This is a genomic window from Sphaerisporangium rubeum (genome assembly GCF_014207705.1).
Lineage (GTDB): Bacteria > Actinomycetota > Actinomycetes > Streptosporangiales > Streptosporangiaceae > Sphaerisporangium > Sphaerisporangium rubeum.
The window spans coordinates 248626-271511 of the sequence record NZ_JACHIU010000001.1 but is presented as its reverse complement, the minus strand read 5'-3'; the positions used below and the strand labels follow the sequence as shown (position 1 = coordinate 271511).

At 71.4% G+C, this 22886-nt stretch carries 16 protein-coding genes; 9 read left to right on the top strand and 7 right to left on the bottom strand.

Annotation, left to right across the window (positions count from 1 at the left end; translation table 11 throughout):
- Positions 1 to 111: 111 nt before the first annotated feature.
- Entirely contained in the window at positions 112 to 2373 is a 2262-nt protein-coding gene (gene pflB / locus BJ992_RS01185) for a formate C-acetyltransferase (RefSeq protein WP_184978116.1), read from the top strand.
- Positions 2370 to 3161, top strand: a complete 792-nt coding sequence (gene pflA, locus BJ992_RS01180) for a pyruvate formate-lyase-activating protein (RefSeq protein ID WP_343072442.1) — start codon at positions 2370 to 2372, stop codon at positions 3159 to 3161. The genes pflB and pflA overlap by 4 nt, the downstream gene beginning before the upstream one ends.
- Positions 3162 to 3175: 14 nt before the next feature.
- Here pflA and BJ992_RS01175 read toward each other — a convergent pair whose 3' ends face one another.
- Positions 3176 to 3610, bottom strand: coding sequence for a pyridoxamine 5'-phosphate oxidase family protein (locus tag BJ992_RS01175; RefSeq protein WP_184978115.1), 435 nt, complete (start codon positions 3608 to 3610; stop codon positions 3176 to 3178).
- Positions 3611 to 3774: 164 nt separating this feature from the next.
- On the opposite strand from BJ992_RS01175, the gene adhE reads away from it, so the two are divergent.
- The 3 genes from adhE (at position 3775) to BJ992_RS01160 (ending at position 9590) form a co-directional block, all read left to right on the top strand.
- Entirely contained in the window at positions 3775 to 6327 is a 2553-nt protein-coding gene (adhE, locus tag BJ992_RS01170; RefSeq protein WP_343072441.1) for a bifunctional acetaldehyde-CoA/alcohol dehydrogenase, read from the top strand.
- 15 nt (positions 6328 to 6342) lie between these two features.
- Positions 6343 to 9066 carry a pyruvate, phosphate dikinase gene (gene ppdK / locus BJ992_RS01165; RefSeq protein ID WP_184978113.1) on the top strand — a complete coding sequence of 908 codons (2724 nt, stop codon included), beginning with the start codon at positions 6343 to 6345 and terminating at the stop codon, positions 9064 to 9066.
- A gap of 98 nt (positions 9067 to 9164) precedes the next feature.
- Positions 9165 to 9590: an Hsp20/alpha crystallin family protein gene (locus BJ992_RS01160; protein ID WP_184978112.1), complete on the top strand. Its 426-nt coding sequence runs from the start codon at positions 9165 to 9167 to the stop codon at positions 9588 to 9590.
- Between the two features lie 84 nt (positions 9591 to 9674).
- On the opposite strand, the gene BJ992_RS01155 is transcribed toward BJ992_RS01160, so the two are convergent.
- The 4 genes from BJ992_RS01155 to BJ992_RS01140 form a co-directional block, all read right to left on the bottom strand.
- Positions 9675 to 12395 carry a cation-translocating P-type ATPase gene (locus BJ992_RS01155; RefSeq protein WP_184978111.1) on the bottom strand — a complete coding sequence of 907 codons (2721 nt, stop codon included), beginning with the start codon at positions 12393 to 12395 and terminating at the stop codon, positions 9675 to 9677.
- Between the two features lie 24 nt (positions 12396 to 12419).
- Entirely contained in the window at positions 12420 to 12923 is a 504-nt protein-coding gene (locus BJ992_RS01150; protein WP_184978110.1) for a universal stress protein, read from the bottom strand.
- Between the two features lie 72 nt (positions 12924 to 12995).
- Positions 12996 to 13502 (bottom strand): flavodoxin family protein, encoded by a 507-nt coding sequence (locus BJ992_RS01145; protein WP_184978109.1) that lies wholly within the window; start codon positions 13500 to 13502, stop codon positions 12996 to 12998.
- A gap of 77 nt (positions 13503 to 13579) precedes the next feature.
- Positions 13580 to 14134 carry a hypothetical protein gene (locus BJ992_RS01140; RefSeq protein ID WP_184978108.1) on the bottom strand — a complete coding sequence of 185 codons (555 nt, stop codon included), beginning with the start codon at positions 14132 to 14134 and terminating at the stop codon, positions 13580 to 13582.
- Positions 14135 to 14389: 255 nt separating this feature from the next.
- Here BJ992_RS01140 and BJ992_RS01135 point away from each other — a divergent pair, with 255 nt between their 5' ends.
- Positions 14390 to 14851 (top strand): pyridoxamine 5'-phosphate oxidase family protein, encoded by a 462-nt coding sequence (locus BJ992_RS01135; protein WP_184978107.1) that lies wholly within the window; start codon positions 14390 to 14392, stop codon positions 14849 to 14851.
- A 212-nt stretch (positions 14852 to 15063) separates the two neighbouring features.
- Entirely contained in the window at positions 15064 to 16716 is a 1653-nt protein-coding gene (locus BJ992_RS01130) for a sensor histidine kinase (RefSeq protein WP_246496487.1), read from the top strand.
- Here the strand turns inward: BJ992_RS01130 and BJ992_RS01125 are convergent.
- Positions 16691 to 17113 (bottom strand): pyridoxamine 5'-phosphate oxidase family protein, encoded by a 423-nt coding sequence (locus BJ992_RS01125; protein ID WP_184978105.1) that lies wholly within the window; start codon positions 17111 to 17113, stop codon positions 16691 to 16693. The genes BJ992_RS01130 and BJ992_RS01125 overlap by 26 nt on opposite strands.
- 226 nt (positions 17114 to 17339) lie before the next feature.
- Between BJ992_RS01125 and BJ992_RS01120 the strand changes: the two genes are divergently transcribed.
- Positions 17340 to 18395 carry a beta family protein gene (locus BJ992_RS01120; RefSeq protein WP_184978104.1) on the top strand — a complete coding sequence of 352 codons (1056 nt, stop codon included), beginning with the start codon at positions 17340 to 17342 and terminating at the stop codon, positions 18393 to 18395.
- 93 nt (positions 18396 to 18488) lie between these two features.
- Complete coding sequence (locus BJ992_RS01115) at positions 18489 to 21743, top strand: amidase family protein (protein ID WP_184978103.1); 3255 nt, start codon at positions 18489 to 18491, stop codon at positions 21741 to 21743.
- A 45-nt stretch (positions 21744 to 21788) separates the two neighbouring features.
- Here the strand turns inward: BJ992_RS01115 and BJ992_RS01110 are convergent, their stop codons facing one another.
- Positions 21789 to 22718 (bottom strand): hypothetical protein, encoded by a 930-nt coding sequence (locus BJ992_RS01110; protein WP_184978102.1) that lies wholly within the window; start codon positions 22716 to 22718, stop codon positions 21789 to 21791.
- Between the last annotated feature and the right edge of the window lie 168 nt (positions 22719 to 22886).

Below are 22886 nucleotides of genomic sequence, written 5' to 3'. Positions count from 1 at the left end.
GATGCGGTGAGAGGGGACCTTCGTCCCGCTGACCGGTGACCTCTGTGCGATGAGAACCAGGTGTTCCGGCGGGAGGGTGGTGGGAGAAGCAGAGACCCGAGGAGGTTTCCGATGACGGTCACCATGGACCGGGGACGGATGGCCCCGGTCATCGCATGGCACGGTTTCCGTGGCACGGCGTGGCGGGAGCGGATTGACGTACGTGCGTTCATTCAGGACAACTACACACCGTACGAGGGTGACGAGAGCTTCCTGGCCGGGGCCACCGGCCGTACCCACGCCGTCTGGGCCAAGATCACTGAGTTGCTGCCGGAGGAGCGGCGCAGAGGCGTGTACGACGTGGACGTCACCACGCCGTCGTCCATCACCGCGCACGCTCCCGGGTACATCGACAAGGAACGTGAGCTGATCGTCGGACTGCAGACCGACGCGCCGCTCAAGAGAGCGATCATGCCGCAGGGTGGCCTGCGGATGGTGGAGAACGGGCTGGCCGCCTACGGCTACGAAACCGCCGCCGCCGTGCGGGAGATCTTCACCAAGTACCGCAAGACGCACAACGACGGCGTGTTCGACGCCTACACCCCCGAGATCAAGGCCGCGCGGCGCTCGGGGATCATCACCGGCCTGCCGGACGCGTACGGCCGGGGACGGATCATCGGCGACTACCGCCGGGTCGCGCTGTACGGTGTGGACCGCCTCGTCGCGGCGAAGAAGGACGAACTGAGCGGCCTGGACGCCGCGTTCTCCACCGCGGACGTGATCCGCGACCGCGAGGAGCTCTCCGAGCAGATCCGCGCGCTGGAGGAACTGCGGCGGATGGCCGCGTCCTACGGCCATGACATCTCCCGTCCCGCCGCCACCGCGCAGGAGGCCGTGCAGTGGCTGTACTTCGCCTACCTCGCGGCGGTGAAGGAGCAGAACGGCGCGGCGATGTCGCTCGGCCGCACCTCGACCTTCCTCGACGTCTACCTGCAGCGGGACCTCGCCGAGGGTCTCATCACCGAGGAACGCGCGCAGGAGCTCATCGACGACTTCGTCATCAAGCTGCGCGTCGTGCGGTTCCTGCGGACCCCCGAGTACGACCGGCTGTTCTCCGGCGACCCGACATGGGTGACCGAGTCCATCGGCGGCATGGGTGAGGACGGCCGCACGCTCGTCACCCGGACGAGCTTCCGCTACCTGCAGACGCTGCGGAACCTCGGCCCCGCGCCGGAGCCGAACCTCACGGTGTTCTGGTCGCCGCGACTGCCGGAACCGTTCAAGCGGTTCTGCGCGCGGATGTCCATCGAGACCAGCGCGATCCAGTACGAGAGCGACGACCTGATGCGGCCGTGCACCGGTGACGACACCGCGATCGCCTGCTGCGTGTCGGCCGCTCCGGTCGGCGAGCAGATGCAGTTCTTCGGCGCGCGGGTGAACCTCGCCAAGACGCTGCTGTACGCGATCAACGGCGGACGCGACGAGGTGACCGGTGAACAGGTCGGCCCGGTGACGCTGCCGATCACCGGCGAGTACCTCACCTACGACGAGGTGGCCCCGGCGTTCGACCGCATGATGGACTGGCTGGCCCGCACGTACGTCTCGGCGCTCAACGTCATCCACTTCATGCACGACAAGTACGCCTACGAGCGCATCGAGATGGCGCTGCACAACTACCCGGTGAAGCGCACGCTGGCCTGCGGCATCGCCGGCCTGTCGGTCGCCGCCGACAGCCTTTCCGCGATCCGGTACGGCCGGGTCCGGGTGGTGCGCGACAAGAGCGGCCTGGCGGTCGACTACGTGGTGGAAGGCGACTACCCGGCGTACGGCAACAACGACGACCGCGCGGACAGGATCGCCGTCGACCTGGTCAGGTCGTTCATGACCAAGATCCGCAGGCACCCGGCGTACCGGGACGCCGAGCACACCCAGTCGGTGCTGACGATCACCTCCAACGTGGTGTACGGCGCGCACACCGGCAACACCCCCGACGGACGCCGCGCCGGACGGCCGTTCGCTCCGGGGGCCAACCCGATGAACGGACGCGACCGGCACGGCATGATCGTCTCCGCGCTGTCGGTGGCCAAGCTGCCGTACGCCGAGGCCAGGGACGGCATCTCACTCACCAACACGGTCACCCCCGAGGGCCTCGGCCGCACCGATGAGGAGCGGGTGACCAACCTGGTCGGCGTGCTCGACGGATACATGGACGCCGGTGGCTTCCACATGAACGTCAACGTGCTGACCAGGGCCGTGCTGCTCGACGCGATGGAGCACCCGGAGAACCACCCGCAGCTCACGGTCCGCGTGTCCGGGTACGCGGTGAACTTCGTGCGGCTGACCAGGGAACAGCAGCAGGACGTCGTGGACCGCACGTTCCACGGGTCGCTGTGAACACGCGCGACGAGGTCCTGGCGCAGGCGGCGGACGAGTTGCGTCCGCCGCCTGCGCCGGACGGGACCGGGGTGATCAGCTCGTGGGACCTGTCGGTCGGCGTGGACGGCCCCGGCAGCCGTTTCGTGGTGTTCACCTGCGGCTGTCCGCTGCGCTGCCTGTACTGCCAGAACCCCGAGACCTGGCGTATGCGCGACGGCCGCAGGGTGACCGTGGACGAGGTGATGGCCGAGATCGGCAAGTACCGCAGGTTCATCGAGGTGGCCGGCGGCGGAGTCACGGTCAGCGGCGGCGAGCCGCTGCTCCAGCCCCGCTTCACGGCGGAGCTGCTGCGGCGCTGCAAGGACGCCGGTCTGCACACCGCGCTCGACACCTCGGGGTTCCTCGGCGACCGCGCCGATGACGCGCTGCTCGCCGATACCGACCTGGTGCTGCTCGACATCAAGTCCGGCGACCCCGAGGCGTACCGCGCGCTGACCGGCCGCGATCTCGAACCGACTCTGCGCTTCGCGCGCCGCCTGGCCGATCTCGGCAAACGGACCTGGGTCCGCTTCGTGCTCGTCCCCGGCCTCACCGACGCGCCGGAGCACGTGGACGCCGTCGCCAGGTTCGTGGCCGGGCTCGGCAACGTCGAGCACGTCGACGTGCTGCCGTTCCACCGGATGGCCGCCGAGAAGTACGGCCGGCTCGGCCTGACCTTCCCGCTGGCCGATGTTCGGCCGCCGGGGCCGGACCTGACGGCCCGGGTGCGCGCGCAGTTCGCGGTCCGCGGCGTGACCGCGATCTGACGCGCACCCCGGGGCTACGAACCGCGGACCCGGCGGCCGGTGATCCGGGTCGGCACGACACGGATGTGCAGCGCGCGTTCACCTCCGGCCCATGGTTCCACGGCCGCGTCCCGCGCGGCCGCGAGTTCGTCCTCCGAGGTGACGCGGTGCGCGGCTCCCTGGACGAGCACGCTCCACCCCTCACGGGCCGCCGTGTCGATGTGGTCGACCTCGAAGGCGATCTTGAACTCCAGGCCGGCGGCCCCGGTGTCCAGGCTGTCGTCCATCGGGCCGCCGAAACCGGTGCGGAACAGCACCGTGTCGCCGTCCATCGTGTAGTTGACCGGCAGCACCACCGGGCCGTCCGGCCCGTTGAAGCCCACCCGTCCGATGACGCCTTCCGCCAGCAGGCGGCGGCACTCGTCCACATCCAGTTCCCGAAACACGGGTGCGGTGTCGTGATCCTTCATGACGGGACCTATTCCCCCCGGCGGCCCCCTTACCTTCCCCGGCGCGCGGCGGGTCTCCCGGACATGTCCAAGGTCCTCCCCGCCGGTGCCTAACGCCTCCGGTGCCCGGCCCCGTTGATCGAGATGCTTGAGGTGTCCACAGGACCACCGACCCGTCCCCCGAGGTGACCGGCGACATGATCGACTTACTGGTGGAAAACGCACTCAAGGCCCTCGACGAGTACGCGGCCTTCACGCAGGAGCAGATCGACCACATCGTGAAGAAGGCGTCGGTGGCGGCCCTCGACGAGCACGCGGCACTCGCCGAACTCGCGGTCGAGGAGACCGGACGCGGGGTGTTCGAGGACAAGGCCGTGAAGAACATCTTCGCCTGTGAACACGTGACCAACAGCATGGCGACGCTGAAGACGGTCGGCGTCGTCGCGCGGGACGACATCAGCGGCCTGGTGGAGATCGCCGAGCCGGTGGGGGTCGTCGCCGGCATCACCCCGGTGACCAACCCGACGTCCACCACGGTCTTCAAGGCGCTGATCGCGCTGAAGACGCGCAACCCGATCGTCTTCGCCTTCCACCCCTCCGCGCAGGAGTGCAGCGTCGCGGCGGCCACCGCCGTACGGGACGCCGCGGTCGCCGCCGGAGCACCCGAGCACTGCATTCAGTGGATCACCGAGCCGTCGCTCGACGCGACCGCCGCGCTGATGCGCCACGACGGCGTCGCGACGATCCTCGCGACCGGCGGCGCCGGCATGGTGCGGGCCGCGTACTCGGCCGGCAAACCGGCGCTCGGCGTCGGCCCCGGCAACGTTCCCGCGTACGTCGAGCGCACCGCCGACCTGCGCAGGGCCGTCAACGACATCGTCTTGAGCAAGTCCTTCGACAACGGCATGGTGTGCGCCTCCGAGCAGGCCGTCATCATCGACGCCGCCGTCCGCGACGAGGCGCTGACCGAGTTCACCCGCCTGCACGCGCACCTCGCCACCCCCAAGGAGAAGCACCTGCTTGAGGAGTTGCTGTTCGGCACCGGAGCGCTCAACGCCGATGTCGTCGGCCGCACCGCGCACGAGGTGGCGCGCATGGCCGGGTTCGAGGTGCCGCGGGACACCTCGATCATCCTCGCCGAGGTGGCGGAGGTCGGGCCGGCCGAGCCGCTGACCAGGGAGAAGCTGTGTCCGGTGCTGGCCGTGCTCACGGCGAGCGGCCGCGAGGAAGGCATCGTGCTCGCCGAGCGCATGGTCGAGTTCGGCGGCCTCGGCCACAGCGCCGCCGTCCACACCGAGGACGCGGGGCTCGCCGAGGAGTTCGGCGAACGGGTCAAGGCGGTGCGGATCATCTGGAACGCACCCTCGTCGCAGGGGGGCATCGGCGACATCTACAACGCGTTCGTCCCGTCGCTGACGCTCGGCTGCGGCAGCTACGGCCGCAACTCCGTCTCGCACAACGTCTCTGCCGTGGACCTGCTCAACATCAAGCGCATCGGACGGCGCACCAACAACCTCCAGTGGTTCAAGGTGCCGCCGAAGATCTACTTCGAGCCGCACGCCGTCAGGTACCTCGCCGACATGCCGGACGTCCACCGGGTCACCGTGGTGACCGACGCCACCATGACCCGGCTCGGCTACGTCGACCGGATCATCACCGTGCTCGGCCGGCGGCCGGAACGGGTCGCGCTGCAGATCATCGACGACGTCGAGCCCGAGCCGAGCGTCGCCACCGTCGACCGCGGCGCCGAGCTCATGCGCGCCTTCCACCCCGACACGATCATCGCGCTCGGCGGTGGATCGGCGATGGACGCCGCCAAGGTCATGTGGCTGCGGTACGAGCACCCCGAGGTCGTCTTCGCCGACATGCGGCAGAAGTTCTTCGACATCCGCAAACGCGCCTTCAGGTTCCCGCCGCTCGGCGCGCGGGCCCGGCTGGTGTGCGTGCCGACCACGTCCGGCACCGGCGCGGAGGTCACCCCGTTCGCCGTCATCACCGACACCGCGACCGGCAAGAAGTACCCCCTCGCCGACTACGCGCTCACCCCGACCGTCGCGATCATCGACCCCGTGCTCGCCGCCGACCTGCCGGCCGTGGTCACCGCCGACAGCGGCTTCGACGCGCTGACCCACGCCATCGAGGCGTACGTCTCGGTGTACGCCAGCGACTACACCGACGGCCTCGCGCTGCACGCCGTCAAGCTCGTCTTCGCCAACCTGGAGCGCGCCGTACGGCACGGCGCCGCCGACCCCAAGGCACGCGAGCACATGCACAACGCCGGCACCATCGCCGGCATGGCGTTCGGCAACGCCTTCCTCGGCATCGTGCACGCCATGTCGCACACCCTCGGCGCGACCTTCCACATCGCGCACGGCCGCACCAACGCGGTCCTGCTCCCCCACGTCATCCGCTACAACGGCACGGTCCCCGCCAAGCCGACCGGCTGGCCCAAGTACGAGCACTACCGGGCCCCCGAGCGGTTCGCCGAGATCGCCAAGGCGCTCGGCATCGACGGCGGCGCCGAGGAACTCGCCGCGGCCGTCGAACGGCTCAGGGACGCCGCCGGCATCGAGCCGTCCTTCCAGGCGCTCGGCGTGGACGAGCAGGACTTCCTGGCGCGGCTCCCCGAGCAGGCACGCAACGCCTACGAGGACCAGTGCGCGCCGGCCAACCCGCGCATGCCGATGCTCGACGACATGCGGAACCTCATGCGCGCGGCGTACTACGGCACCAAGTGAAGGAGGCGACTCGCGATGCGGACCTTCGTGTACGACTTCGCGGACGGCGACAAGGACATGCGGGACCTGCTCGGCGGTAAGGGGGCGAACCTCGCCGAGATGACCCGGATGGGGCTTCCCGTCCCGCCGGGTTTCACGATCACCACCGAGGCCTGCCGGGCCTACCTCAAACTCGGCGAGGCCCCCGAGGGCCTGATGGACGAGGTGGCGGCCCACCTGCGCCGCGTGGAGGAGGCGATGGGCCGCCGCCTCGGCGACGCCGCCGACCCGCTGCTGCTGTCGGTGCGTTCCGGCGGGAAGTTCTCCATGCCGGGGATGATGGACACGATCCTGGACATCGGCCTCAACGACACCACGGTCCACGGCCTCGCGGCGGCCGGTGAGCGCTTCGCCTGGGACTGCTACCGGCGCCTCATCGCGATGTACGGCGCCACGGTGGCCGGCGTGCCGCACGACGACTTCGAACGCGCGCTGGCCGAACGGCGTCGCACGGCCGGCGTGACCGCCGACTCCGGTCTCGGTGTCGCGGACCTGCGGGACCTCGTCGAGGAGTACCGGTTCATCTACCTGCGGCACACCGGCGAACCCTTCCCGCAGGACCCCCGCGACCAGCTCACCGGCGCCGTGCTCGCGGTGTTCCGGTCCTGGAACACCGAACGGGCCGAGGTGTACCGCCGCGCCGAGCACATCCCCGACGACCTCGGCACCGCCGTCAACGTCATGGCCATGGTGTACGGCAACCGCGGCCCCTCCTCCGGCACCGGCGTCGCGTTCACCCGCGACCCGGCCACCGGCGCGCGCGGCGTCTACGGCGACTACCTGCCGGACGCGCAAGGTGAGGACGTCGTCGCCGGCGTCCGCGACACGCTGCCCCTGCACGAACTGGCCCACCTCGACCCGCGGTCCTTCGGCGAGCTGACCCATGCCATGGACCTGCTGGAACGCCGCTACCGCGACCTGTGCGACATCGAGTTCACCATCGAGGACGGCCGGCTGTGGCTGCTCCAGACCCGGGTCGGCAAGCGCACCGCGGCGGCGGCCTTCACCGTCGCGGCCCAGCTCGTCGACGAAGGTGTCATCGACCTGGACGAGGCGCTGCGCCGCGTCGACGGCGCCGGGCTCGCGCGGCTCATGTTCCCCCGGTTCGACCTGTCCGGCGGCCCCGTCCCCGTCGCGACCGGCGTGCCGGCCTCCCCAGGCGCGGCCACCGGCCGTGCGGTGTTCGACGCACGCCGCGCCGCCGCCGCGCACGGCCCTGTCGTCCTGGTCCGCGAGGAGACCAACCCCGACGACCTCCCCGGCATGATCGCCGCACGTGGCATCCTGACCGGCCGCGGCGGCAAGACCTCGCACGCCGCCGTGGTGGCACGCGGCATGGGCCGCGCCTGTGTCTGCGGCGCGCCGGTGGTGGTGGACGAGGAGCACCGCGAGCTGCGCGCCGGCGACGTGGTCGTCCGCGAAGGCGACCTGATCTCCGTGGACGGCGCGACCGGCGAGATCTACCTCGGCGAGCTGCCGGTGCGGCCGTCCCCCGTCGCGGGCTACTTCGACCACGGCCTGGACGCGGAGTCCGGGCCGCTGGTGACGGCGGTGCACCGCCTGGTGACGCACGCCGACGCCGTGCGCCGCCTGGAGGTGCGGGCCAACGCCGACACCCCGCAGGACGCCGCGCGCGCCAGGCGGTTCGGCGCCGCCGGGATCGGCCTGTGCCGCACCGAGCACATGTTCCTCGGCGAACGACGCGCGCTGGTGGAACGGCTGATCGTCGCCGAAGGCGAGCAGGAGGTCGAGGAGGCGCTCGACGCGCTGCTCCCCCTCCAGCGCGCCGACTTCATCGGCATCCTCACCGAGATGGACGGCCTGCCGGTGACGATCCGGCTGCTCGACCCGCCGCTGCACGAGTTCCTGCCGTCGCTGGAGGACCTCCTCGGCGCCACGAGCGACCACGAACGCAAGCTGCTGGCCGCCGTCCGCCGGCTGCACGAGAGCAACCCGATGCTCGGACTGCGCGGCGTGCGTCTCGGCCTGGTGGTCCCCGGCCTGTTCGCCATGCAGGTCCGCGCCATCGCCGAGGCCGCCGCCGAACGGGTGCGCGCCGGCGGCGACCCCCGTCCCGAGATCATGGTCCCGCTCGTCGGCGACGTCAGAGAACTGTCCGCCGTCAAAGCGGAAGCCGAACGCGTACTGGCCGCCGTCAAGGCCGAAGCCGAACAGGTGCCGGCCGGCGTCAACGCGAAATCCGGACGCGCGCCGACCACCACCGACACCGAACCCGGACTGCCGGCCGGTGGCTTCCCCTGCGTCCCCGTCGGCACCATGATCGAGGTGCCGCGTGCCGCGCTGACCGCCGGCGAGATCGCCGGTGAGGCCGAGTTCTTCTCCTTCGGCACCAACGACCTGACCCAGATGACCTGGGGATTCTCCCGCGACGACGTGGAAGGCACCATTTTCCCGGCCTACATGCGCCTCGGCATCCTCACCGCCTCCCCCTTCGAGACCATCGACAGGCACGGCGTGGGCCGCCTGGTGGAACTCGCCGTGGCCGAGGGCCGCGCGGCGAGGCCCGACCTGACCACCGGCGTCTGCGGCGAACACGGCGGCGACCCCGCGTCGGTGTGGTTCTTCCACGAGACCGACCTGGACTACGTCTCCTGCTCCCCGTTCCGCGTCCCGGTCGCGCGCCTCGAAGCCGGCCGAGCCGCACTGCCGCACCGGACCAGTACCTCCGACACCCGCTGACCATCGCCGCCTGGGGCGGGCCTTCCGGCTCTACGCGCCACCCGCCTCAGGCGGTCGAATGGAATCGAACACCCATCCATCCACAAGGAGGTGGAGCGATGAGCACGCTCACTCGCCGGGAAAAGGGATTCATCCCCGAGATCGTCGACCTGCTGGAGGCCCCCTTCTTCGGTCTCCGTCCGATGTCTCAGCCCCTGCGCTTCGAGGACTACGTCAAGGACGGCGAGTACGTCCTGCGCGTGGAACTCCCCGGCGTCGACCCCGCCAAGGACATCGAGGTCACCGTCGGCGGCGGCGTCCTGACCGTCCACGCCGAACGCCACCAGGAGCAGACCGACGTCACCCGCACCGAGTTCCGCTACGGCACCCTGACCCGCTCGATCACCCTCCCCCCGTCCGCCGACGAGAAGGACGTCACCGCCGCCTACGACAACGGCATCCTCCAGATCACCGTCAAGCTCACCGAACCCAAGGACGCCACCACCCGCATCCCCGTGACCACCCCGAAGCCCACCAAGCACTGACAATCCATACGGAAGGACCCGCCTTCACCGGCGGGTCCTTCCGACGTTCTCCCTCACCGGGTGACCGCTGGGACCGAAGGCTCTCTAGCGGGTGGACTCGCGGGTGGCGCGGTGGCGGGTCAGGGCCAGGACGGCGCCGGGGATCAGGGACAAGGCGGCGGTGACGAGGAGGTCGCGAGGGGACAGGGGTTCGACGCGCAGGAGCTGGCGGAGGGGGGCCACGTAGAGGGGGATGATCTGCAGGATCAGTGCGCCTAGGACGGCCAGGTCGAGGAAGCGGAGGCGGCTCTGGCCGTGGGGACGGGGAGCCCGTACGGCCAGGGCCACGCCTAGTTGGGCCACGCCTAGGGATATGAAGATCATGGTCTGCCAGGGAGCGCCGGTGAGCCAGGCCCAGGCGCCTAGTGCTGTCGCGATCGTGGCCATGGCGGTGCCGGTCAGCGCGATGGGGGTCAGCAGGCCGGACAGGATGGACTGGCGTGGGGGTCTTGGGGGGCGGCGCATGGCGGAGGGGTCGGGGGGTTCGGCTCCCATGGCGACGCCGGGGAGGCCGTGGGTGAGCATGTTGATCCACAGGATCTGCGCGGGTTGCAGGGCCACGGCGGGGCCGAGGAACGGGACGGCGAGCATGACGAGCAGTTCGGCGAGGCCGCCGCTCAGGCCGTAGCGCAGGAAGCGGCGGATGTTGGCGTAGACGCGGCGGCCCTCCTCGACGGCGGACGCCACGGTGCGCAGGTCGTCGTCGGTGAGGACGAGGTCGGCGGCCTGGCGGGCCACTTCGGTGCCGCCGCGGCCCATGGCGACGCCGATGTCGGCGCGGCGGAGCGCGGGGCCGTCGTTGACGCCGTCGCCGGTCATGGCGACGACGTGGCCTTCCTGCTGGAGCGCGCGGACGATGTCGAGTTTCTGCTCGGGGAGGGTGCGTGCGAACACCCGCGCGGCGGTGAGGCGTTCGGGGGTGACGCCGGCCGCGATCTGCGGGCCCGTGAGCACCTGCGTGGCCGTGGCGGGGATCCCGACCCGTTCGGCTACGGCCGCGGCGGCGGCCGGGTGGTCGCCGGTGATGAGCCGGAACCGGATACCGGCGCGCCGGCACGCGGCGACGGCCTCGGCGGCGTGACTGCGCGGCGGGTCGGCGACCGCGACCAGGCCGAGCATCCGCAGACCTCGCTCCGCCTCGTCCACCTGGTCATCGGCCGTCGGCCGGGTCTCGGCCACCTGCTTGTCGGAACCTTGCCGGGTCTCGACCGCTTGCTCGCCGGACGCTTGCCGGGGCTCGGCCACGGCCGACCGTCTGGACTCGGTCGCCTGCTCGTCGGCTGCTCCCCTGAACTCGGCCACGGCCAGTACGCGGTATCCCGCGGTGGCGAGTTCCTGGGCCTTCTGGAGGGTCCCCGCCGCGGTGTCACCGATCATGGCGGCGAGTACGTCGGGAGCGCCTTTGCAGACGACGAGCCGGCCGCCGTCCGGGGTGTCGTGCGCCGTGGTCATGCGTTTGCGTGTGCTGTCGAACGGCACTTCGCGGACCCGTGGGTACGTACGGCGGTACCCCGCGGCGTCCACCCCGGCCTTTCCCGCGAGCGCCAGCAACGCCGCCTCAAGTGGATCGCCGGCCGCCGTCCAGCCGGTGTCCTCGCCGGGAGGCACCAGGTGAGCGTCGTTGCAGAGCACCGCGGCGCGGAGCAACGCCGCGAGGTCGTCCGGAGAACCGGCAGCGGAGCCGCCGGTGGCGCGGATCTCGCCGAGCGGCGCGTATCCCTCGCCGGTGACCTCGTATTCGGTGCCGGCGGGGGTCCACACGCGGGTGGCGACCATGCGGCCCTCGGTCAGGGTCCCGGTCTTGTCGGCGGCGAGGACGGAGACGGTGCCGAGGGTCTCGACGGCCGGAAGGTTGCGTACCACGGCCGATCGCTGGGCCATGCGTCGCGCGCCGAGCGCGAGGGCCAGGGTCACCACGGCGGGGAGGGACTCGGGGACAACGGCGACGGCCACGCTCACGCCGACGAGCAGCATCTCCCAGAGGGGTTCACCGCGGAGAACCCCGAGGGACACGACGACGGCGCTGGCCGCGAGCACGCTGAGGGCCAGCACCCGGCCGAGCCGGGCCAGGCGGGTCTGGAGAGGGGTCGGCCGGGGCTTCTGCTCGGCGAGGAGGGTGGCGATACGTCCGAGCGTGCTGCCGGCGCCGATGGCCGTCACGACGGCGGTGCCGCGGCCGTGGGTGACGACCGTGCCGGCCCGCACCCGGCACTGGTCCGGGTGCTCGTCGACCGATCTGTCCACAGGCATGGACGCACCGGTCACGGCGGATTTGTCCACAGGCATGGACTCGCCGGTCATGGCCGACTCGTCGACCTGCAACTGGACGGCTTCGGTCAGCTCGGCGTCCGCGGCGACCACGTCCCCGCCGGTGAGCACCATGACGTCGCCTGGCACCACCTCGGCGGCCGGTACGAGCAGGTCGGCGCCGTCCCGCCGCACCCGGGCCATCGGCGCGGCGAGGTCGGCCAGCGCGTCGATGGCATGCGCGGCGCGCACCTCCTGGACGACTCCGACGGTCGTGTTGACCACGATGACGAACGAGATGACGATCGCGTCCACGGCGTCACCCATGACGGACGCGATCACGGCCGCGGCCACCAGCAGCAGGATCATCGGGTCCCGTGCCTGGCTGAGCAACCGGTCCCGCAGGTGACGGTCGCGCCGTACCCGCACGGTGTTCGGCCCGAACTCCGCGTGCCGCCGCGCCGCCTCGGCCGCGGTCAGCCCGGTCTCGGCGGACGGCGACAGCTGCTCCGCGTTCATGCCAACCTTCGATCGTTCGTACTGTCAGTGGACACGGATCCCGCGGCGCCTGGCACGCGTGGCGGACCCGTGAGCGGACGAGCCACCGGCCGGCGACGTACACGCCGGCGTCTGCACGACCACCACCGGACAAGGAGGCCACCGCAGGCAGGCCAGCAGCACGGCCCCAAGGCGTCCGTCCCCCGGTTGCTGTGCCGCCGAACCAAGGACGAGCAGATCGGCGCCGGTCACCCCGGTCAGCGCCTGCTCCGGCCTGAGCCCGCTGAGCACGGTCCTGACCGGCAGGCCGGGAAACCCGGCGCCGACCATGTCCACCGACCGTTCGAGCAGCCGCATCCCGGCCCTGTGCTCGTCGTCCGGCCCCGGCACGGGAGCGTACGGCGCCGGTGGCCGCAGGTGACGGTTCCACGCGTGCAGGACGAGAAGGACGCCACCTCGCTGGTAGGCCTCCCGTGCGGCCCACAGCAGCGCGGCCTCCGCGGCGTCCGAGCCGTCGACTCCCACCGCGATCACATGTCGGTTCCTCATCATCGCCTCCTCAAGGTGGATGTCGCCGCGAGACGTGCGGGTGGCAGGGGATCGGGGTGCGACCGGTGGGTGTCAGGCGATCGCCAGAGCAGTGGCGAGCGACTCGCCCCACTCGCGAGCACGGCTTTGCTCCGCCGCATCCAGCGGGCCTTTGGTGCCGGTGACGTAGAAGCTCATGGGTGGCGCGGCGGGGTGCAGGCCGTGCCTGCGCAGCGCCTTGTGCGCACCTTTGGCCGCCGACCCCGACAGCGCGGCGCGGACCTTGGTGTCGAACGCGACCGCCGCGACCGGACGGTTCACCCGCAGCGCCGACAGCCACTCCCTGATGCCTTCGCCGGGAGAGACCAGCGGGCCGTCCGCCTGCTGCCGCGCGGATGCGCGAGTGGTGGTGCGGGTCATGCCGAACGCGTGCGTGGGGCCGCCGACGACGAGAAGGGTGACGTCATCGGGGAGTCCGGGTGGCGCGGTGCCGACCTCCTGGAGGCCGACGGTCATGCGGGTCGCGAGACCGCGCGCGACCTCCTCGGCGATGGTCTTGGTGTTGCCGAACATCGACTCGTACACGATGAGCGCGTGCATGGCGCCTCTCCTTTCCCTGGTGTCGAAAGCCGCGCCGCCTGCCGTCCGGTGCGGACGGGAGGCGGCGCGGCGGCGGGCTACTTGAGGACCGGGTACTTCTGGACCAAGGCGGTGCGCGACCACCAGGCGCCGATGCCGAGGGTGTCGCCGGCCGAGGCGAGCGCGAGGCCGATCAGGACGACGGCGTAGATCAGGTGCTCGTCCATGAAGGGGTTGTTCGCCAGGGGGAGTTCGGCGGCCCACATGAGGACCAGCAGGACGGTGCCGGCGCCGGCGGCGATGCGGATCCCGGCGCCGAGGACGAGGGCCGCGCCGATGCCGAGGAGGCCGAGCATGAACAGCCAGTCGACCCACGGCTGGCCGGCGAGGCCGGAGAAGAAGCCGCCGAGCGCGTTCTCACCGGTGCCTTTGAGGAAGCCGGTGGTGGGGCTGCCGCCGTTGACCCAGGCCTTCGCGGCGGGGGTGGCGAAACCCCAGCCGAAGAGCTTGTCCAGGAAGGCCCAGAGGAAGACCCAGCCGATGGCGATGCGTGCGACGGCCCAGACGTAGTCCACCGTGCGCGCCGTGGCCGGCGCCTGCGAACCGATCGCGTGGGAGGTGTGGACGTTGTGACGTCCCTGGGTGGTGGCCATCGTCAGCCCCTTTCAGAGCGGTTTCTGTCGTGTTCTCACACCTCGAATCTCATCGCTTTGCCGAGATTTGGCTTAGGGCTGGAGGGCTCCTGACCTGTCGCCGCAAGACCTGTCCCGCGTGGGACTTTCGGCCCCTGGACCGGCCCGGTGCGCTCAGGGCCGAAAGTCCTGCCGGGTGGTGCCGATCGGCGGTGCCGGAGGCCGGTTCCCGCCGGGGAGACTGAGGCCCGTAGAGATGACGGAAAGGACGATCCGATGGCTGAGACGGCGAACTTCGACCTTGCCGCGACCGGAGAGCCGGACGGCGCCACGCTGCACCGGCTCGGCGAGGAGGAGTGCCTGCGCCTGATCGCTCCTGGAGGGGTCGGCCGGGTCGCGTTCGGCGGCGCCGACGGGCCGGTGATCCTCCCGGTGAACTACCGCGTCGTGGACGGCGCGATCGTGTTCCGCACCCGCGCCGGCGGTGTCATGGACCGTGATCTGCGCACAGGTGTGCGGAACGTGGATATCAAGATCGCCTTCGAGGTGGACGAGATCGACCCCGTCCGCGAGGAAGGCTGGAGCGTCCTCGTGCAGGGGCCCTTCCACCAGGTGACCGCCGACGAGGTGCGCTGGACGGCCGACGTGCCGGTGCGGCCCTGGGCCGGCGGCGACCGCGACCTGTACGTCCGTGTCACGCCGACGCGCGTCACCGGCCGCCGCGTCGGCCCCGCGTGAGGACGACCCGCGTGGCGGGTCCGTCGCGGCAGGCCCGCGGTGGCGGGCCCGTGGTGGCAAGCCCGTGGTGGCAAGCCCGCGGTGGCTAGCCCGCGGCGGACGTCCCGTGTGACGGATCTTTCGTCGAGGACGGCCACGGCGGTTGAGGCGGCGGGGTGCGGTGTCAGAATGTCGGCATGACCTCGGGTGAGTCGCACTCTCTAATTCCCAGCATGCGGCTGGACGAGTTGCTGGCCGAGTTGCAGGCCCGGTTGTCGGCGGTGCTCGCCACCCGTGACCGGGTGCACACCCTGCTTGAGGCCGTGGTGTCGATCGGCACCGACCTCAAGCTGGAGACGGTGCTGCGGCGCATCGTGGAGACCGCGACCCGTCTGGTGGACGCCAGTTACGGCGCGCTCGGCGTGGTCGGCGAGGGTGGCACGCTCGTCGAGTTCATCCCGGTGGGCCTGTCGGAGGAGGAGATCGCGCGCATCGAGCACTGGCCGCACGGGCTCGGCCTGCTCGGGTTGCTGATCAAGACACCGGAGCCGGTGCGGCTGGCCCGGATCTCCGACCACCCCGAGTCGTACGGCTTCCCCCCGGGCCATCCTCCGATGGGGTCGTTCCTCGGGGTGCCGCTGCGGGTGCGCAGCGAGGTGTTCGGCAACCTTTATCTGACCGAGAAGCGTGGCGGCGCCGAGTTCGACGAGGAGGACCAGGCGGTCGTCACGGCGCTCGCCACCGCGGCCGGCGTCGCGATCGAGAACGCGCGCCTGTACGAGGAGACCCGCCGCAGGGAGATCTGGCTGCGCGCCTCGGCGGAGATCACCACGAGCCTGCTGTCCGGCGCGGGTACCGAGCAGGTGCTGGCCCAGGTGGCGCAGCACGCGCGCGAGATGGCCGACGCGGACCTGGTCACCATCTTGTTCCCCTCGGCGGACGGCGAGACCTTGCGGGTGCGCATCGCCGAAGGCGCGGACGAGCCGGCGGGGGCCGACGTTCCTGTGGAGGGGTCGCTGCCTGGCGCGGCGTTCACCGGCGGCGACCCGGTGATGGTCAGTGACCTGGCGGCGAGCCATCTGCGGCTGCCGGTGCGGTCGGCGTTGGGTCCCGCGGCCGCGGTGCCGCTCGGCACCGCGGGGTCGGTGCGCGGTGTGCTCACCTTGGCGAAGCGGCCCGGCAGGTTTCCTTTCACCGAGTCGATGCTGCACATGCTGCAGGCGTTCGCCGGTCAGGCGGCCATCGCGCTGGAGCTGGCGGAGGCGAGGAAGGACGCCGAGCGTCTCGGCCTGCTGGAGGAGCGGGACCGGATCGCCAAGGACCTGCACGACGTGGTGATCCAGCGGCTGTTCGCGGTCGCGATGACGCTGATGGGGGCGATGCGGCTGGTGGAGCGGCCCGAGGCCGCCACGCGCGTGCAGCACGCCGTCAACGAGCTGGACGAGACGATCCGGCAGATCCGTTCGACCATCTTCGCGCTCCAGGCCCCGCTGGACGGCTCCGACCCGGGGCTGCGCGCGCGGATCGTCCACCTGGTGGAGGGTGCGCGCGGCCACCTCGGGTTCATGCCGGGGTTGCGCATGGAGGGCCGGCTCGACAACGTCGTGCCGGCGCCGGTCGCCGACCATCTGCTCGCCGTGCTGCGTGAGGCGCTGTCCAACGTCGTGCGGCACGCCAAGGCGACCAGGGCCGACGTGCTCGCGGAGGCCACCGACGCCGAGGTGACCCTCGTGGTGCGGGACAACGGTGTGGGGCTGCCGCAGGACGGCCGGCGCAGTGGTCTGCGCAACCTTCAGGAGCGTGCCGAGCAGCTCGGCGGCTCGTTCACCGCGGAACCCGCCGACGACGGCGGCACCGTGCTCACGTGGCGGGTTCCTCTGGGCTGATGCGCCGTCCTGAGAGCTGTTCGGCCTGGATCACGATGAAGTGGTCGTGACTGCCGGGTGCCCAGGACACCAGGGGCAGCGCGGACAGCCGCTTGATCTCGGCGGGGTCCGAGACGGCCCTCGCGCGGCCGACGGCCGTGACGGACCAGCCGGTACGCGACTCCCAGTCGATCTCGTCCGCCTCGAACGCGACGACCGCTCTGCGGGTGGCGACGGCCAGCTTGGTGCCGACGGCCGTCCGGATGACGATCTCGTCGCCGTCGAGGTGGAAATTGACCGGCTGCACGGCCGGCAGTGCCCTGTCGGTGAAGACGATCCTCCCGATAGGTGTCAGCGACAGCAGGCGCAGGCACTCCTCATGTGAGAGCACCCGCAGGCCGGCCGAGTCGAGTTTCATGTTCCCAGGTTCTCTCGCCGGCGCGCGTGAGGGATGGGCCGATGGTCCCATTCCGTTCCGCCGATGTGCCTTTCGTTCCTCCCGGTGGGGGAATCTGGCGGCGAGGAGATAGACGGCCCGGGGCTCGAAAGCACACCGTTGTGAACAAACCGGCCAGGTAAGCGGCTTTCCAGGGACGGCCGCGCCACCGGGACAGAGGTTCGCCGGCCCATGGAGAACCAAGGTCATGACGGTGTACGTGCCGATCCTGAAGGGTCGCCGTCCGCAGTTCCAGGCGTTGCGCCACGTGACCGATCAGGACGACACGCGGCCGGTCGTGGAGGTCGAGCCGGGTGAGCGGGACGCCGACGTCAAGGTGAGCGTGACCCGGCTCGCGGGTGAGGTCGGCAGGAACATCCCCGACGGGGTGGCTCTGGCGTTCGACACCGCGCCGCTGGCCCGCAGGTTCGGCCGATCGGCGCCGAGAGAGGCGCTGTCCGTGCTCGCCACACTCCTTGAGGACCGCGGCCACGCGTTCCGTCCGGTGATCCGGCCGGACGACGACCCCGGCGGTCTCGGGGACGTGCGACGGCTGGTGGCCGACCACCAGATGGGGGTGTGCCTGCGCGTGGACGGGGCCTACGCGTGCGGTCTCGGCGACGTGCGGCCGCTGCTCGAACAGCTCGACGCGGTCGGTGTGGCCCCCGAGCGGGCCGACGTCGTGGTGGACCGCGGATACCTGCCGCCGGGGTCCGACGCCGTGACCGGCGTCGCGGGGACCGTGGAGCTGCTGCTCGGTGTGCCGTGGCAGTCGGTCGTGGTCGCGGCGGGTTCGTTCCCCGCACCCGGCGACCTGCGTGCGCTGCCGCCGAGAAGGGTGTGCACCATCGGCCGGCGGGAGGCGCGCCTGTGGCGGGAGGCCCGCCGCCGCTGGCCGGTCGGCGTCGGCGACTACGGCGTGGACCACCCCGGCCCGCCACCCGAGGGCCGGCCCTTCGGCCCGAACCTGCGCTACACGACCGGCGACACCTGGCGGCTGTACCAGTGGCCCACGGACGCCTCCGGGGGGTACAGCACCTTCTACGACCTGTGCCGCACCTTGCGGGAGTCCGCCGACTGGCCGCGCGACGGCCCGGCGTTCTCCTGGGGGGACCGCAGGATCGAACTGGCGGCCCTCGGCAGAGCGGGCCCGGGTGGCGGCGCGCAGTGGAAGGCGTACTCGGTGTCCCATCACCTCGCGTCGATCAGGAGGCATCTGGACGATGAGGAGGCGTTTACGGCGCCGACCGATCAGGACATCTGAGCCAGCGGTTTCACTGCGGGAATATATCGGACATTTAGTGGTAATTGATGATCTCTAGCATCACCGGCATCCGAAGCTCTCAAGGAGCCAGTGGTGCCAAGAACCCGCTTCACCCTTACCGCACTCCTCGCCCTCTCCCTCGCCGTCACCCTCACCCCCACCGCCGCCGAAGCCCATCCCCAGCACCGGCCGGCCGTTCTCGACCTGGAGAATCTCACCGGACCTCAGGCCGTCGCCATGATGGCCGCCGGCCGGCTCACCTCCGTCGAGCTCACCAAGGCGTACATCGACCGCATCGACGCGCTCAACAAGCGCGGCCCCGCGCTGAACGCGGTGACGCAACTCAACGCGAACGCGCTCAAGGAGGCGGCGCTCGCCGACAAGCAGCGCGCCGCGGGCCGGGTACTCGGCCCCGCGCACGGACTGCCGATCCTGCTCAAGGACCTCATCGACGTCACCGGCATGTACACCTCGGCCGGTAACTACTCGCTGCGCAAGTCGTACCCGGCGACGGACGCCGGCATCACCACGAAGCTGCGCGAGCACGGCGTCGTGATCCTCGGCAAGGTCGGCCTGTCGGAGTACGCCAACAGCTTCGGCAACCAGCCGTCCGGCTTCGGCAACCTCACCGGTCAGGTGCTCAACGGCATCGACGCCGACCAGAACCCGAGCGGCTCCTCGTCCGGAACCGGCTCCGCCATGGCGGCGGCCTTGTCCACGCTCGGCATCGGCACCGAGACCTCCGGCTCGATCATCAGCCCGTCCAACGCGCAGAGCCTCGTCGGCCTGCGTCCCACCGTCGGCCTCGTGCCGGGGTACGGCATCGCGCCGATCAGCGCCTCGCAGGACATCGCCGGACCGATGGTGCGCAGCGTGCCGGACGCCGCGATGACGCTCGCGTCCATCGCCGGCCCCGACCCGGTCGCCGACGCCGGCTACAAGGCGATGTTCGGCGACGACTACCTCGCCACCGGCGTCATCCCCACCCCGCCGGCGCAGGTGCCGGACTACATGAAGGCCCTCGACCCCGGCTTCGTGCGCGGTAAGAAGATCGGCTACAACGGCACACTCACCGACGGCACCCCGCTCAAGGCCGCCTACGACGCGCTGACCGCCGCAGGCGCCGTGATGGTCCCGCGTCCCGCCACGCAGGTCCCGGCGCTGCCGGCCCTCCCGGCCGGCTACGAGCAGCACAAGAGCATCGACGAGTACTACAAGCGCCTCGGGCCGGACGCGCCGATCAAGTCGCTCGCGGAGGAGGTGGCCGACAACCAGGCCAACGCGCACCAGGCGCTCAAGTACGGCAACAACAGCCACCTCAACGCGCTGAACGCCGACGTCACCCCCGGCGGCGCCAACGAGACCGCCTACCGTGCCACCCTGCCGGTCCGTAAGGCCGCCTGGCACAAGGCCATCACCGACATGCTGACCTACACCGACTCCGACCCGGCCAAGCCCGCCGACCCGGTCATCGCGATCCTCGGCGGCGTGCCGAACGGCCCGCAGGCCGGGTACCCCACGATCACCATCCCCATGGGGTACTCCGCCACGCACCGACGCGCGGTCAACGTGCAGGTCCACGGCGGCGCGTACAGCGAGTACGACCTGATCGGCGTCGGCTACGTCATCGAGCAGGCCACCCGGCTGCGGCAGCCGGCGTCGATGGTGAACCCCAGCATGTACCGCTGCGCCGCGACGGTCCCCGCGCCGCCGTTCGCCAAGCGGGGCCACTGCAACCCCGGCCACGACGCCGTCATGGACCTGCTCGGCCGCGCGCCGAAGCCCCTGCCGTTCTCCCTGGAGACCGAGACGGCGCAGAGTCTCGCCGCACGGCTCGCCTCCGGCAGCCTGAGCTCGGAGGACCTGGTCAAGGCGTACCTGTACCGGATCGCGCTGACCAACACCGACGGGCCCGCAACCCAGGCGGTGCGTTCGATCAACCCTGACGCGCTCAAGGAGGCGCGTGAGATCGACAAGGAGCGCGGCAAGAAGGACAAGAAGGGTCCCAAGCCGGTACGCGGTCCGCTCTACGGCCTGCCGGTGCTGCTCAACGACGGCTTCGACGTGCGTTCGCTGCCGACGACCGGTGGTTCCATCGCGCTGCAGGACCTGCGGCCGGACCGCGACTCCACGGTGGTGGCGAAGCTCAGGGCCGCCGGAGCGATCATCCTCGGCACGACCAACATCACCGAGCTGAACGGCGTCTTCGACGCGAACCTGCCGAAGGGATACTCGTCGCTGGCCGGTCAGGTGCTCCTGCCGTCCGACACCGACAAGACCCCTGCGGGCTCGTCCGCCGGCGCCGCGGCGGCGACGGCCTCCGGGCTCGCGGCGCTGACCGTCGGCATGGAGACCTCCCCCGACTCCGCGCAGCTCCTGGCCCCCGCCGACGCCGCGGGTGTCGTCGGGCTGAAGCCGACCACCGGACTGGTCAGCCGCACCGGAGTCCTGCCGGTGGCACGCTCGCAGGACGCGCCTGGCCCGATCACGCGCGGCGTGTTCGACGCCGCCGCCGCGCTGACCGCGATCGCCGGCCCCGACCCGGCCGACCCCGCCACCAAGGGTGCGCCGGTCAAGGACTACACCGCGGGCCTGTCCACGACGGCGCTCCAAGGCAAGAAGATCGCTGTGGTCGGCGGCGCCGCCGAACCGTACGCCACGGTGGTGAAGGCTCTGCGGTCGCTCGGGGCCACCGCCACGGAGGTGACGGCCGCCGCGCCGAGCCCCGACCCGGCGAGCGTCGTGCCGAGGGAGTTCCGGCGGGACCTCGACGCCTATCTGGCCGGGGTGCGGCACGGCCCCAAGAAGTGGTCACTGAAGGCCGTCATCGACTACAACATCGCCAACCCTGTGGAGGGACTCAAGTACCAGCAGGGCCAGCTCCTCGCGGCCCAGGCGGTCGACCTGGCCGACCCCGCCACCGGTGCGGCCTACCAGGCCGACCTCGAAGCCGGCAAGGCGTCCAACCGTGCGGTGATCGATGCGATCCTCACCAACGGGACACCGAACGACAAGTCCGACGACTTCGATGCCGTCATGGTCCCCACCGGCAACGCGCTCGTCGGGTACGCCGACCGGGCCGGCTACCCGGCGCTGACCGTACCCGCCGGGTACGGCGTGACCACGAGCTCGGCGGGCCGCAACCCGATCGGCGTCACCTTCGTCGGCACGGCCTTCAGCGAGGGCACACTCCTCGCCGGGGCCTACGCGCTGGAGCAGGCGACCGCCGTGCGTCTCGCGCCGAGCTACACCAACCCGAGCATGTGGCGCTGCGTCCCCGGCGGCACGTTCTTCACCGGGGAGCTGTGCCACCCGGGTGACCGGCTGCTCGGCGGCAACCGCCGCTGATCGCGTGGCCGGTGCCGGGTCCGTCGGCCCCGCACCGGCCGTGTCTCAGTGTCCGTGGTCCCCGGTCTCCTCGGGGGCCACGGACATCGTGCCGTCCGCACTCACGGTGAAGGCCGCGGTGCGGACGGCGCCGTTGTGCTTGAAATCGAGGAACAGCCGGTAGGAGCCGCCGCTCGGCACCTCGGCGTCGAAGGCCACGGCCGGTCCCGGGCCGCCAGGCGCCGGGTGGACGTGCAGGTACGCCAGGTCTCCGCCGCGCAGAGCCACGAGGTGGCCGTACGACCCGAGGTAGGGCTCCAGGTCGGTGACCGGCCTGCCGTCCCTGCTCACCGTCAGGGTGAGCCTGCTCGTGCGGCCCGCCGTCAGGTCGCCGTCCAGGGTGACGGTGTAACCGTCGACGGTCACGCGGCGACCGGTGTCCGGCGGCGTGCCGGGCCGGTAGTCGCCTGGCGCGTAGAGGTCGGCGCCGAGCGTGAGCCCGGTGGCGCCTTCGGGGACGAAGTCGGCGAACATCCGGTACGCGCCGGGGGCCGGCAGCGTCAGGGGCACCGACCACACGCCGCCGGGGCCGAGCTCGGGGTGCAGGTGCTGGAAGCCGCCGAGGTCACGCGGCACCACGATGAGGTGCAGCTTCTTGCCGTGTGCCACCTCGTACGCCGTCACGGGCCGTCCGTCCGCACCGGTCACGGTGAACCGGAAGCCGGTGGTCTCGCCTGGTGTGAGCGCGGTGTCCAGCGGCACGAGCGTGTACCCGTCCTGCGACACCTGCAGCCCGGCGGGGACCGGTGTGTCCTTCGCGGGGTTCCCGGCCGCAGCGTCGCCGGCGCCGTGTGGTCCGCCGGACCCGGCGTGACCGGTGGCCGCCGCCGGTCGCGGCTCGGCGGCCGGCCCTGCCAGCCGGCCGGCCCAGAACGTGCCGCCGAAGACCAGCACGAGGCCGAGGACGCACGCGGCCAGCTTCGCCGGGGTGCTCATGTGCGGCACTTCCCTTCAGATCCGGTCAGCTCGTGTTCTTTACACCATACCCCCCTATCGTATTGGCTCGCCACCCGGCAGTCCCGGCGCGGCACCGACCAAGGTCCCGGCGCCGTGCGACGTCCGCCCCTGCACGCCGGGCCGCCGGAGCGGGACGCTGGCCGCAGC